This is a genomic window from Buchnera aphidicola (Cavariella theobaldi) (assembly GCF_964059165.1).
Taxonomy (GTDB): Bacteria; Pseudomonadota; Gammaproteobacteria; order Enterobacterales; family Enterobacteriaceae; genus Buchnera; species Buchnera aphidicola_BO.
The window spans coordinates 136,831-150,488 of the sequence record NZ_OZ060413.1; the positions used below are offsets into that span (position 1 = coordinate 136,831).

Genomic DNA, 13,658 nt, shown 5'->3' on the forward strand with positions numbered 1-13,658 from the left:
AATAATATCATATTTATAATATGTATTTTAAAAAATTAAATATGTTATATTTTTTTATATATCACATTTATTTTTTTATGTATTTCTTGTAGTGATCTTATATTTTTGATTGGATCTTCGTTTAAAGCCATCACTGTTGCAAAAGCACCATTGATGGTAGTATCATAATGAACTTTATATTGTAGAGCACTACGACAAATTAATTGAGAATCTTTTATGCCTTGATCACAAGATGTAGTATTTACTATATACGTATACTCTCCATTTTTTACTCGATCTTCAATATGTGGTCGACCTTCATGTACTTTATTTACTAATCTAGATTTTATTCCAGATTTTTTTAATGCTATAGATGTACCTTTAGTGGCATCTATTTTAAATCCTATTTTTTTAAGTTGTATTGCTAAATGTATTATTCTATCTTTATCATTATCCCTTACAGAAAGAAGAACACGTCCATATTTTTTTATATTTGTATGTGCACCTAACATAGATTTTGAAAATGCTTCAGAAAAATTTTTTCCAATTCCCATGACTTCACCTGTAGAACGCATTTCAGGTCCTAATATGGGATTAACACCTTGAAACTTATCAAAAGGTAGAACAGCTTCTTTTACAGAAAAATATGGTGGAATAATCTCTTCAATAAAACCTTGTTCTAATAATGTTTTTCCACACATTACACGTACGGCTATTTTTGCAAGAGCTAATCCAGTAGCTTTTGATACAAATGGAACTGTACGTGCCGCCCTAGGATTAACCTCAATGATATATATCTTGTTATTTTTAATAGCAAATTGTACATTCATTAATCCCTTTACAGATAATGCAAATGCTAATTTTTTTACTTGTTCTCTAATTTCATTTTGTATTTCTTTATTTAATGTGTAAGCTGGTAAAGAGCATGCGGAATCTCCGGAATGAATTCCGGCTTGTTCAATATGCTCCATAATACCCCCAATTAAAACGTTATCACCATCACAAATAGCATCTACATCTACTTCTTTAGCATAGTCTAAATATTGATCTAACAAGACAGGTATTTTATTATTTTTTTGTAAAACATTTTTAAAATAATTATCAAGATTATATGGTTCATAAATAATTGCCATCGCTCTTCCACCTAATACATAAGATGGTCTAATCATGATAGGATAACCTATCTTATTAGCTTTTTTATGCGCTTCTTCTAATGTAAGCGCGGTTGCGTTGAAAGGTTGTTTTAAATTTAATTGAGTAACAATTTTTTGAAAACGATCACGATTTTCTGCTTGATCAATTGCATCTGGTTTTGTTCCAATAATAGGAATTCCTTCTTCCTTAAAAGATTGCGCTAGTTTTAAAGGCGTTTGCCCACCATACTGAATAATAATTCCAATAGGTTTTTCAATACGTACAATTTCTAATACATTTTCTAATGTAATTGGTTCAAAATATAATCGATCTGAAATATCATAATCTGTAGATACCGTTTCTGGATTACAATTGATCATAATAGCTTCAAATCCATCCTTTCTTAATGCCTGTGCCGCGTGAACACAGCAGTAATCAAATTCTATTCCTTGACCTATTCTATTAGGTCCACCGCCTAATATAATAATTTTTTTTGTATTCACATGAGGATTGGATTCACATTCGTCTTCCCATGTAGAATACATGTATGCTGTTTCGGTAGAAAATTCAGCTGAACAAGTATCAATTCTTTTATATACTGGGTGCAATTTAAACTTATATCGTAGTTGTCGGATTTCTTTTTCTGTTTTATGTGTTAATTTAGCTATACGAAGATCAGAAAAGCCTTTTCTTTTAATAAAATAAAGAAAATTAGTAGTAAGTCCTATAAATTTATTGTTTATAATTTTTTTTTCTAAATCAATTATTTCTTTAATTTGCGTTAAAAACCAAGGATCAATAGCAGTTAATTCAAATACATCATTGATAGACATTCCAGTACGAAAAGCATCTCCAATATACCAAAGTCTTTCAGCTCCAGCATTTTTCAGTTCATATTTTATTTTCTTTAGAAAATCGTTTGAATCATTAAAAGATATTAGTGATTCGAAACCTGTGTAACCGACTTCTAAACCACGTATTGCTTTTTGTATAGATTCTTGAAAGGTGCGTCCTATAGCCATGACTTCACCAACAGATTTCATTTGTGTTGTTAATCGATCGTTGCAACCAGGAAATTTTTCAAAATTAAATCTAGGAATTTTAGTGACTATATAATCTATAGATGGTTCAAATGATGCCGTAGTATTATTACCGGTAATATCATTAGCAAGTTCATCTAACGTGTATCCTACTGCTAGTTTTGCTGCTATTTTAGCGATTGGAAATCCTGTAGCTTTAGAAGCTAATGCAGAAGAACGAGATACTCTAGGATTCATTTCAATTACAATCATACGTCCATTTTTAGGGTTAATTGCAAATTGTACATTAGATCCTCCAGTTTCTACACCTATTTCTCTTAAAATAGACATAGAAGCATTTCGCATAATTTGATATTCTTTATCACTTAAAGTTTGTGCAGGAGCTACTGTAATAGAATCGCCAGTATGAATTCCCATTGGATCTAAATTTTCAATGGAGCATACGATTATACAATTGTCATTCTTATCTCGTACAACCTCCATTTCATATTCTTTCCAACCAATAAGGGATTCATCAATTAAAAGTTCTTTATTAGGCGATAATTTTAATCCTCTTTCACAAATATCTGAAAATTCTTCATTATTGTATGCAATACCACCTCCATGCCCTCCCATAGTGAATGAAGGTCGTATAATGCATGGCAATCCTACATCCTGTAATACAGAAAATGCTTCTTTTATGTTATTTGCAATACCACATTTTGCTGTATTTAACTTCAGTTTATTCATTGCATGTTCAAATAATTTTCTATTTTCAGCTTTTTGAATTGCATTAATAGTAGCACCTATTATTTTAACATTAAATTTATTTAGCACTCCTTTTAAATCTAATTCCAATACACAATTTAAAGCTGTTTGACCACCCATAGTAGGTAGCAATGCATCTGGTTTTTCTTTTTGGATAATTTTTTCAACTATTTTCCAATGAATAGGCTCAATATATGTGATATCAGCCATATCAGGATCTGTCATGATTGTAGCGGGATTGGAATTCACCAAGATTATTTTGTAACCTTCTTCTTTTAACGCTTTACATGCTTGCGCGCCAGAATAATCAAATTCGCATGCTTGACCAATGACAATTGGTCCAGCTCCAAGAATTAAAATAGATTTTATATCAGTAGATTTGGGCATTTTCTTCTCTAATTCATACTTTAGTATGATTGTGTTGATTAATCATTAATTTAATAAAATAATCAAATAAAGATGATGCATCATGTGGTCCAGGACTTGCTTCTGGGTGTCCTTGAAAACTAAATGCATTTTTGTTTTTTAAGGCAAGTCCTTGTAATGTTCCATCAAAAAGAGATCGGTGTGTAATATCAATATTATCTGGCATATTCTTTGTATCAACTGTAAAACTATGATTTTGAGATGTAATAATAACACGGTTTGTTTTAATGTTTTTCACTGGATGGTTTCCGCCATGATGTCCAAATTTCATTTTTTTTATTTTTGCACCACTGGCTAATGCAAGAAGTTGATGCCCTAAACAAATACCAAAAATAGGCAAATTAATTTTTAAAAAATATTGAATTGCTTCGATAGCGTACTGGCAAGGTCTGGGATCACCAGGTCCGTTCGATAGAAAAATTCCATGTGGTGATAATTTTAATATTTTTTGAGGATTGGTTTTAGCCGGTACTACAGTCAAATAACAGCCTCTATCCACTAGCATGCGTAATATATTTCTTTTGACGCCAAAATCGTATACTACAACATGAAATAAAAAATTTTTTTTTGTTCTTATAGGTATATTAGCATTATTAAAATTAAATGTACCTTGATTCCAATTATAAATATTTTTAGTAGTTACTTCCTTAGCTAAATCTAATCCTTGTAAATTTAAAAAATTTTTTGCGTGTGTTTGTGCTATAATATAATTTTCTTTTTTATCTTCTATAATACATCCATTTTGAGAACCGTTAGTTCTTAAAATACGTGTAAGTTTTCTTGTATCAATGTCTGATATAGCAACAATATTATTTTCTTTTAAGTAATCTGAAAAGCTTTTTTGATTACGAAAATTGCTTGGTATAGGTGACATATCACGAATAATAAGCCCTTTTATATATATTTTAGAAGATTCTTCATCATATGAATTTGTACCGATATTACCGATATGAGGATGAGTTAATGTGACTATTTGATGTGAATAAGAAGGGTCAGTAATGATTTCTTGGTATCCAGTTATTGATGTATTAAAAACAATTTCACCTATTGTAGTCCCTGGTGCTCCAATAGATTTTCCATGAAATCTAGTTCCATCCTCTAAAACAAGTACTGCTGATTTCTCCAAAAGATCCCCCATTAAATAAATTATTTTTTTTATTATTAAGAAGAAATTTATTACTGCTATGTTATGTATAACACTTTAACTAAAATTAATATTTTTGTCTATTAACATCCTAAGTATTTATTTTGTAATAATTAATAAAGGTTTGTATTAATAAAAATATATTTTATGTTAATTAATTTATAAAAAATTTTTTAAAATAAATAGTATAGATATTTATTAGAAAGATAATACATGTTCCATATTAAACAATCCTATTTTTTTTTGATGTAGCCATATTGCTGCTTGAATAGCGCCTTTAGAAAAGGCATGTCTATTAGAAGCAATGTGTGTGATATTAATTTGTTCTCCATCACTAGCATACATAACAGTATGTTTACCAATAATATCGCCTGCACGTATAGTAGAAAATCCAATTTTATTTTGTTCTCTTATTTTTTTATTTTTTTCTCGTGAGTAAATAGATTGTTTTTTTAAGTCCCAATTCATGACTTTCGCAATTGCTTCTCCTATAGATAATGCAGTTCCTGAAGGTGCATCTAATTTATTACGATGATGATATTCAATAATTTCAATATCAGATTTATCTCCTATAGTTTCAGTAGTTTTTTGAACTAACTGTAATAGTAAATTAATACCTATACTAAAATTAGACGACATAACAATAGCTATTTTTTTTGAATATGATTGAATTATGCTTTTTTCTTCTTGAGAGAAACCAGTAGTACCAATAACAATATTTTTTTTTAACATACTACACTGTTTTAAATATTTTAATGTACTACTAGATTTTGTGAAGTCGATTAATACATCAAAGTCATGTTGTTTTTCATCTAATGTATCACTTATTAACACTCCTACTCTTCCTATACCAATTATCTCGCCTATATCTTTTGTAATAAATGGATTATTTTTTAGTACTAGTGCTGCGCTTAATATTGTATTTTTATTTTTTTGTATCTCTTTAATTAATGTGATTCCCATTCGACCCATGGCTCCAGCAATGGCGATACGAGTTTTTTTTTGTTTTGTTTTATTCATTTTTCCCTTGTTTAATATTTTAAATTATTTTTTTGTATAGTATATTATACATGGATTTTATAAAATGTGTTTACAGCGATAAAAAAAGTATAGATATCATTTTTTATTATTAACATATTTTTTCATTATGATTATAGTAACGCCTATAAAAATACTTAAATCTGCTATATTAAATGTTGCAAAGTGATAACCATCAATGTGTAAATCAATAAAATCTATAACACATCCATAAAATACACGATCAAATAAATTTCCAATGGCACCACCGATAATAAAGGAATATGATATAATATCGTTTTTTTTTTGCTCTGTAATATTGACATATATCATATTTAATATCGTAATGATACTAATTAAAGAGAATAACCATTTTTGCCATCCATTTTGGTTTGATAATAGGCTAAATGCAGCACCATAGTTATGCACATAAAAAATATTACATATAAAAAATATTTTTTTGATTTGATACAAAGAAAAATGCTTGAATATCCAATATTTACTAAAAATATCAGCAAAAAATATAATAATAACTATATATATCCAACTATATCTTTTTTTATTATAAAAATTTTCTTTTTTCACCGCATCCTACTGTATTCAATAGACATCTTGAGCAAATTTGATTATTTTTGCTGTTTTTGTTTGAAATAATAGCATGATGCCAACATCTTGGACATTTTAAATTTTCGCTTTTTTTTATTTTTACTTTAAGACTAGGAATATTTTCGCTTTTTTTTGCGTTTATTGGTGCTTGTTCATATTTTTTCACTGTTACTTCGGATGTTAAGAATATAAATTTTAGTTCTTTTCCCAAAAGATTTAATTTTTTTTCTAGATCAGAATTAACATATATACTGATACAAGTTTCTAATGAATTATTAATATATTTATTTTTTTTTTCTTCTTCTAAAAACTTATTTATTTCGTTTTTAATATCAATTAATTCATTCCAAAATGAATGATTTAAATTGTGGTTATCATCTAAATAAAAAAGTTTGTCAAACCATTCTTCTGTAAAAACATATGAAGAATTATTATTGGGCAGGTGACTCCAGATTTCATGTGCAGTAAAAGACAGTATAGGGGCGATCCACCTAACAAGAGCATTTATTATGTAATATATAGCTGTTTGACAACTGCGTCTTTCAAGACTGTTTTCTTTTAAAGTATATTGTCTGTCTTTTATAATATCAAGATAGAAAGATCCCATTTCAATTGAGCAAAAATACATAATACGTTTTATAACAGAATGAAAATTATAGGAATTATAAAAATTTATTATTTGTTCTTGTACTTTTTTTGCTTGTCCTATAGCCCATTTATCTAAATAAATCATTTTTTCTTTAGTAATAATGTTTTGATTTGGATGAAAATCATGTATATTAGCAAGCATAAAACGTGCAGTATTTCTGATTCTTCTATATGTATCTGATGACCGTTTTAATATGTCATGAGAGATCGAAATATCTCCAGAATAGTTGGATGAAGCGACCCAAAGTCTTAATACATCTGCTCCTAGTGTTTTTATAATATCATTTGGACTAAGAGTATTGCCAATGGATTTAGACATTTTGAGTCCATTTTGATCTATTACAAAACCATGAGTTAATACTTCATTATAAGGAGCCTTTTTTTTTATTAACATAGAAATAATTAATGAAGACATAAACCATCCTCTATACTGATCTGCCCCTTCTAAATACATATCTGCATAATCTTTAATATATTTTTTATTCTTATATTTGATTGAAGTATGAGTATTTCCGGATTCAAACCATACGTCTAATACATCTACTACTTGACTATACTCTTTATGATTATCACCTAATATTTTTTTGAGATCGATTGTCCACCAAGCTTGTATTCCTTCTAGTTCTATTCTTTGTGCTATTTTTTCCATTAACAAACGAGTATTTGGATGAATTTCTCCTGTTTTTTTATGTATAAAAATACAAATCGGGACTCCCCATTTTCTTTGTCTAGAAATACACCAATCTGGTCTGTACTGGATCATTTCTGACATTCGTGATTGACCCCATGCAGGTATCCAAGAAACTGTTTTAATAATTTCAAGAGATTTTTTTCTTAATTCTTGTTTATCTATATTTATAAACCATTGAGGAGTAGCTCTAAATATGATAGGTTTTTTGTGTCTCCAACAGTGAGGATAACTATGTTTTATATATTCATGATGCAGTAATGATTGATTTTTTTTTAATATGTTTATAATGCAAGAATTAGCTTGTAAAACATTTATATTATCTAATTCTGGGTGTATATTTTGAATATAATTTCCTGATTTGTTTACTATATTGATAGGGTGGATATTATATTTTTTACTTACAATATAATCATCTGGTCCATGATCTGGTGCTGTATGTACAGCTCCTGTTCCAGTTTCTAGTTTGACATGTTTTCCTAATATTATAGGTAAATAAACATTTCTTAAAAATGGATGTAAAAATTTTATTTTTTCTAAATATTTTCCCTGTATTGAACTTAATACTTGCCATTTAAAAATATTTAAGGAATGTAATATTTTTTCAGCTAACTCTTGAGCTAAAATAAAACAATATTTTTTTGTTTCTATTAACTGATATATAAAATCAGGATTAATAGATATAGCCTGACTAGCTGGTAAAGTCCACGGTGTAGTGGTCCATATAGGTAGAGAAATATTTTTTTTTAATTTTTTTGTATCAAATATTTTTTCTATAAGATCATGTTCAGTATTTATAAAATTTACTATAATAGAATCTGATTGTTTTATACGATATTCTAATTCTGCTTCAGATAAAGAGGAGCAACATGTTATACACCAATGTATAGGTTTAAATCCTTGATATATTTGCTCTTGATGAAGAACATTAGATAATGTTCTAATTATCTCAGCTTCTTTTTTAAAATCCATTGTGAGATGTGCATTTTCCCAATCTCCAATAACACCAAGTCTTATAAAATCTTTTTTTTGTTTACATACTTGTGTTTCTGCATATTTACGACATTTTTTTTGAAATTGTAAAAAATCTATTTTTTCTTTTTCTTGACCAAGCATGCATTCTACTTTTTGTTCAATAGGCAAACCATGACAATCCCAAGAGGGTATATAAGGTGCATCAAAACCCGATAAATTTTTTGATTTAATAATAATATCTTTTAAAATTTTATTAACCGCATGTCCAATATGAATATTACCATTAGCATACGGAGGGCCATCGTGTAGAAAAAATATTTTATTGTTTTCTTTTTTTTTACGTATTAGTGTATATAGATTGTTTTTTTGCCAATCTTGTAATATTAATGGTTCTTTTTTGGCAAGATTACCTCTCATGGAAAATGTAGTTTTTGGTAAATTTAAGGTTTTTTTATAATCATTCATGTTTTATTCTTTATTGTTATAATGACTAAAGTTGATAGATATGAAGAAAAATTTAATTATTTTATATTTTCAAAGAAAAAATTTTTATTATGTATTTTACAAAAAATAAATATACTAATAATATTCTGTGGTGTCTAAAATAATGTAATTAAAAATTAATATTAGATATACTTGAGAAGTAGTTACTTAACAAAATATTTAATTTTTTTCTACATATATATTATCATTGCACAAAATATTTATATTCAATAACATATTTATAATAAGATAATCGGTAATATTCTTATGTTTTTCTCAATCAATTTTCTGTGAATATCTTATAGATAAATTAAAAACATTTAGTCTAATAGTGGAGTTTATAAAAACAATATCTTGATTTTTTGTATGATGCGCATTTTAATATTACAATAGTATAGAAAGTTTATAGACATTGTTTAAAAAAATATATTTTTTCTAAATTTTTGACAGATTAAAATTATTGATTTTTAGTACTAAGACGAAAGTTTTTTATAAAAATATAAATTTATGTGTAAAGTTTCTTTATTAATAGATATATGATAAAATCTTTTGCGTTCACAGATATAAAAATATTATTCAATTTAGTAGATAAAGTATAGATAATTTTTGAAAATATGCTTTCTTCTGTATAAGAAATGTTATAAAGCGATGTAAAATAATTTTTTTAAATATTCTAATAGTGACAGCTCGGATATTGATTGCTATCATTAGCATATTATATTTTTTACTGATTTGGTGAGATTTATAGAGTTTTTTAATGACGCAAGTTTATATGATATTAATATTGCTTATGATTATTATAAATTAATATTTTTATGTTCGATATACACTGTGTATACATTTTAAAATATTGTTTCTCAGTATAATATGTAAATAATATATTTTAATAATTTATATTATACTAATAATATTTATTTTTTGTTTTTTTTCAGTTTATTTCTTTTTTAAAAAATTATATTTAGGAGTTACCATTGGCAAATATTAAATCATCTAAAAAAGATTCGATTACATCTGAGAAACGTCGTCAAAACAATGCTAGTCGTCGATCCATGATTCGTACTTTTATTAAAAAAGTAAAGATTGCTATCTTATCTAAAAATCATAAATTAGCACAGGACGAGTTTTATAAAATGCAAATTATTATCGATCAACATGTAAGTAAGGGTTTAATTCACAAAAATAAAGCTGCACGGCATAAGTCTAATTTATCACATCAAATAAAAAATATTATTTTGCAAGATAATTTTTAAATATAGAAGTAGTATTGCCTCTATTTTTTTCAAGAAGCAATACTCTATAATATTTTATCTAGTTAAGTCGTCAAAAAATCTTTTAACTCCATCAAAAAATCTTTTTGAACGAGGGCTATTTTTTTCACCTCGGAAACCATTAAAACTATTTCCTAATTCATATAAAAGATTTTTTTGTTGTTCATTAAGGTTTACAGGAGTTTCTACTACAACACGGCATAATAAATCTCCTTGATTTCTATTTTGAACAGATTTGACACCCTTTTGACGTACTCTAAATAATTTTCCAGATTGTGTTTCAGATGGTATTTTTAATTTTACTCGACCATCTAGTGTTGGTACTTCAATTTCTCCGCCTAATGCCGCCATAGTGAAATTAATGGGAACTTCACAATAAAGATTATTATCTTCTCTTTCAAATATAGGATGTTTTTTTACTTTTATTTGAACGTATAAATCGCCTGCAGGTGCTTTATTAATTCCAGCTTCCCCTTCATTATTCAGACGAATTCGATCATTTGTATCGATACCGGGAGGGATAGTCACAGATAATGTTTTTCTTGCTTCTATTCTTCCTTGTCCATGACATAATGAGCATGGATGATGAATAACAGATCCTCTTCCTCGACAAGTAGGGCAGGATTGTTGTACGGTAAAAAATCCTTTTCTTGTTTGTATTTGTCCTTTTCCATAACATGTAGCGCAAGCATTAGGTTTAGTGCCTGCACTTGCACCACTACCATAACATGTTTGACATTTTTGTAAAGTTGGAATTTTTATCTCTTTTATTGTACCTTTAACAGCTTCTTCTAAAGATAATTCTAAGGTGTAACATAAATCTGATCCTTTTTTTGCTCTTTGTGCTCTAGACCCACCAAAAATATCACCAAATACATCTCCAAAAATATCACCAAAATCTGAAGAGCTTGTAAAAGTGGTATGAGTACTATGTCCAGAATTACCATTTTCAAATGCTTCATGTCCATATTGATCGTATGCGTTTCTTTTTTCTTCATTAATTAAAATTTCATAAGCTTCTTTAATTTCTTTGAATTTACTTTCAGCTTTTTTATCACCTTGATTTCGGTCAGGGTGATATTTCATTGCTAATCTTTTATATGCTTTTTTAATATCTCGGTCTTCAGCAGTTTTTTCAATTCCTAGAATATGATAGTAATCTTTTTTTGCCATTCTTATTCTTCCTGCTTTTGAAATAAATGCACGGGCGTAGATTTTTTCTACGCCCGTGCTTGTTTACATACGGTAGTAGTTATTATTCTGATTTTTTTTGATCTTTGATTTCTTCAAATTCTGCATCCACCGCATTATCTTCTTTATTAGCAGAAGATGATTGTTTTTTATTTTTATTTTCTTCTGATCTTTTTTTATTCATTTCTGTAAATTTAGAAGATTCTTTTAAAAGAAGTTGTATTTTATTTTCAATATCAGATTGACTATCATTTTTTAGTGATTTTTCTAATTCTTGCAGTGCTGTTTCTATTTTAATTTTATCTGTTTCTTCGATAAAATCTTTATTTTCATTGAGTTGTTTTTTTGTACTATGAATTAATTGATCACCTTGATTTCTAATTTTTATAAGTTCTTCAAATTTTCGATCTGATTCTGCATGAATTTCTGCATCATGTACCATTTTTTTAATTTCTTCTTCATTTAATCCTGAAGATGCTTTAATGGTAATTTTTTGTTCTTTTCCTGTTTTTTTGTCTTTAGCAGATACATGTAATATTCCATCTGCATCAATATCAAATGTAACTTCGATTTGTGCTGTACCTCGTGGTGCAGGCTCAATACCATCTAGATTAAATTGTCCTAAAGATTTATTATCTGAGGATTTTTTTCTTTCACCTTGTAATATATGTATAGTTACTGCTGATTGATTATCCTCGGCTGTAGAGAATACTTGACTATGTTTGGTAGGAATTGTAGTATTTTTATTGATAAGAGGAGTCATAATACCTCCCATAGTTTCAATTCCTAACGATAACGGTGTTACGTCTAAAAGTAGAACATCTTTTACTTCTCCGGATAGAACACCGCCCTGAACCGCTGCACCTACTGCTACTGCTTCATCTGGATTTACATCTTTTCTAGGTTCTTTGCCAAAAAAATCCGCTACCTTTTTTTGTACCATAGGCATTCTTGTTTGACCACCTACTAGAATGACATCGTTAATATCAGATGTGGATAATCCTGCATCTTTCAGTGCAATTTTGAGTGGTTCAATTGAGCGTATAATTAAATCTTCTACTAATGATTCTAATTTTGCACGAGTTACTTTGATATTTAGATGTTTCGGCCCTGTAGCATCTGCAGTAATATATGGTAAATTTACATCTGTTTGTTGCGCAGATGATAATTCTATTTTAGCTTTTTCAGCTGATTCTTTTAAGCGCTGCATAGCTAATGGATCATTTCTTAAGTCGATTAGCTGCTCTTTTTTAAATTCTTGTACTAAATAATTAATTAAACGACTGTCGAAATCTTCTCCGCCTAAATGAGTATCGCCATTGGTGGCGAGTACTTCAAATGTTTTTTCTTTATCTACATTGTCTATTTCAATAATAGAAATGTCAAATGTTCCACCACCTAAATCATACACTGCAATAGTTTTATTACCTGGTTCTTTATCTAAACCATATGCTAATGCTGCAGCTGTTGGTTCATTAATAATTCTTTTTACTTCTAGTCCAGCTATTTTCCCAGCATCTTTAGTGGCCTGTCTTTGTGCATCATTAAAATACGCAGGCACTGTAATAACTGCTTCTGTGACTTTTTCCCCTAAATAATCTTCTGCTGTTTTTTTCATTTTTTTTAATACTTCTGCAGAAATTTGAGGTGGAGCCATTTTTTTAGTTTTTACATCTATCCATGCGTCACCATTGTTTGAATTAATAATTCTATATGGCATAATTTTAATATCACGTTGTACTTCATCATCTGTAAATTTTCTACCAATTAGGCGTTTTATGGCAAAGAGTGTATTTTTAGGATTTGTAATAGCTTGACGTTTAGCTGGTTGTCCAACTAATACCTCTCCATCTTGTGTATACGCGATAACTGATGGAGTTGTGCGATCACCTTCGGCATTTTCTAATACTCTCGGTTTTTTTCCGTCCATAATTGCAATACATGAATTAGTTGTTCCTAAATCAATACCAATGATTTTACCCATGGAAATTTCTCCAAATTTAATATCTTAATAAATTTATGTATTTAAACTTATAGATATTTTTTTGATTAGTTCGATATAATAGTTGTGAAGTATTACATTAATCTAAAATGTTGAATGATTATTAGATGGGGTCACTTTTTCGGTCATCAAGGGTTTAATAAAAAAAAAAGAATGTTAGTAATTTATTTACATAATAATAAGTACTTTGGTTTAAAAGTATGATTTTTATGAAATATTATCAACTTCTATAACAGTTTTAAAATTATTTTCTGGTATTGTGTTTATAATAAAGAAATTAATTAAATACATTTATTTTTAGGAAAAATTT

The 13,658-nt window shown here is 28.1% G+C and carries 8 protein-coding genes; 1 reads left to right on the forward strand and 7 read right to left on the reverse strand.

All coding sequences use genetic code 11. The features are described from left to right. Positions 1-44 precede the first annotated feature (44 nt). The 5 genes from carB to ileS form a co-directional block, all read right to left on the reverse strand. Entirely contained in the window at positions 45-3,287 is a 3,243-nt protein-coding gene (gene carB, locus AB4W59_RS00665) for a carbamoyl-phosphate synthase large subunit (RefSeq protein WP_367673218.1), read from the reverse strand. Between the two features lie 13 nt (positions 3,288-3,300). Then, positions 3,301-4,464 (reverse strand): glutamine-hydrolyzing carbamoyl-phosphate synthase small subunit, encoded by a 1,164-nt coding sequence (gene carA, locus AB4W59_RS00670; RefSeq protein ID WP_367673219.1) that lies wholly within the window; start codon positions 4,462-4,464, stop codon positions 3,301-3,303. A gap of 204 nt (positions 4,465-4,668) precedes the next feature. After that, positions 4,669-5,490 carry a 4-hydroxy-tetrahydrodipicolinate reductase gene (gene dapB / locus AB4W59_RS00675; RefSeq protein ID WP_367673220.1) on the reverse strand — a complete coding sequence of 274 codons (822 nt, stop codon included), beginning with the start codon at positions 5,488-5,490 and terminating at the stop codon, positions 4,669-4,671. A 96-nt stretch (positions 5,491-5,586) separates the two neighbouring features. Continuing rightward, complete coding sequence (lspA, locus tag AB4W59_RS00680; protein ID WP_367673221.1) at positions 5,587-6,072, reverse strand: signal peptidase II; 486 nt, start codon at positions 6,070-6,072, stop codon at positions 5,587-5,589. After that, positions 6,050-8,869, reverse strand: a complete 2,820-nt coding sequence (gene ileS / locus AB4W59_RS00685; protein WP_367673222.1) for an isoleucine--tRNA ligase — start codon at positions 8,867-8,869, stop codon at positions 6,050-6,052. Before ileS ends, lspA begins: the two co-directional genes overlap by 23 nt. Before the next feature lie 989 nt (positions 8,870-9,858). On the opposite strand from ileS, the gene rpsT reads away from it, so the two are divergent. Beyond that, complete coding sequence (gene rpsT / locus AB4W59_RS00690; RefSeq protein WP_367673223.1) at positions 9,859-10,137, forward strand: 30S ribosomal protein S20; 279 nt, start codon at positions 9,859-9,861, stop codon at positions 10,135-10,137. Positions 10,138-10,191: 54 nt separating this feature from the next. Here rpsT and dnaJ read toward each other — a convergent pair whose 3' ends face one another. Together dnaJ and dnaK are read right to left on the reverse strand one after the other, a co-directional pair. After that, on the reverse strand, positions 10,192-11,328 hold the full coding sequence (gene dnaJ, locus AB4W59_RS00695; protein ID WP_367673224.1) for a molecular chaperone DnaJ: 1,137 nt from the start codon (positions 11,326-11,328) through the stop codon (positions 10,192-10,194). A gap of 82 nt (positions 11,329-11,410) precedes the next feature. After that, a complete protein-coding gene (dnaK, locus tag AB4W59_RS00700) occupies positions 11,411-13,330 on the reverse strand; it encodes a molecular chaperone DnaK (protein ID WP_367673225.1) in 1,920 nt (639 codons plus the stop codon). Positions 13,331-13,658: the final 328 nt, after the last annotated feature.

What these genes read in the sequence shown, in the direction of transcription:
- carB (WP_367673218.1), bottom strand. Translation starts at nt 3,287, where the DNA reads ATGCCCAAATCTACTGATATAAAATCTATTTTAATTCTTGGAGCTGGA.
- carA (WP_367673219.1), bottom strand. Translation starts at nt 4,464, where the DNA reads ATGGGGGATCTTTTGGAGAAATCAGCAGTACTTGTTTTAGAGGATGGA.
- dapB (WP_367673220.1), bottom strand. Translation starts at nt 5,490, where the DNA reads ATGAATAAAACAAAACAAAAAAAAACTCGTATCGCCATTGCTGGAGCC.
- ileS (WP_367673222.1), bottom strand. Translation starts at nt 8,869, where the DNA reads ATGAATGATTATAAAAAAACCTTAAATTTACCAAAAACTACATTTTCC.
- dnaJ (WP_367673224.1), bottom strand. Translation starts at nt 11,328, where the DNA reads ATGGCAAAAAAAGATTACTATCATATTCTAGGAATTGAAAAAACTGCT.
- dnaK (WP_367673225.1), bottom strand. Translation starts at nt 13,330, where the DNA reads ATGGGTAAAATCATTGGTATTGATTTAGGAACAACTAATTCATGTATT.